The organism is Neisseria sp. SLRRB23 (genome assembly GCF_050896295.1).
Taxonomy (GTDB): domain Bacteria; phylum Pseudomonadota; class Gammaproteobacteria; order Burkholderiales; family Neisseriaceae; genus Neisseria.
The window spans coordinates 1-389 of record NZ_JBPBFH010000144.1; the positions used below are offsets into that span (position 1 = coordinate 1).

General features: G+C 53.2%; 2 pseudogenes. Both read right to left on the bottom strand.

Annotated features, from left to right (window positions below):
* Positions 1-134 (bottom strand): annotated as a pseudogene (gene ndhC / locus ACRPFF_RS11550) (NADH-quinone oxidoreductase subunit A); the annotation flags it as partial.
* Positions 125-253 (bottom strand): annotated as a pseudogene (locus ACRPFF_RS11555) (iron ABC transporter substrate-binding protein); the annotation flags it as partial. The pseudogenes ndhC and ACRPFF_RS11555, both read right to left, overlap by 10 nt.
* Between the last annotated feature and the right edge of the window lie 136 nt (positions 254-389).

Genomic DNA, 389 nt, shown 5'->3' on the forward strand with positions numbered 1-389 from the left:
CAGAAGCCGTACACGCCCAAGTCTTTGAGCACAACTGCCCACGACAACATAAACGCAACCTCCAAATCAAACAAAATAAAGAGGGTGACAACGAAGTAGTAGCACACGTCGAACTTCATCCACGCATTTTCGAAAGGACGTAAACGACGACGCGCGAACGTCCGCTCAGTGCCACCCAGTCTTTTTTGGCGGCAACCGGCACGCCTTTGCCGCGTGTTTCGTTGATGGTGGAGGCGGGCAGGGGCTCTCGTAGGACGAAATCCAAGCACGGCATATCGCCCTGCCCTTTTCAGGCAAATCTTGATTTTACCGCTCTCAAGAACGCTTGTCCAAACAGGCACCTGTCTCTTATACACATCTCCGAGCCCACGAGACTCGACGTCATCTCG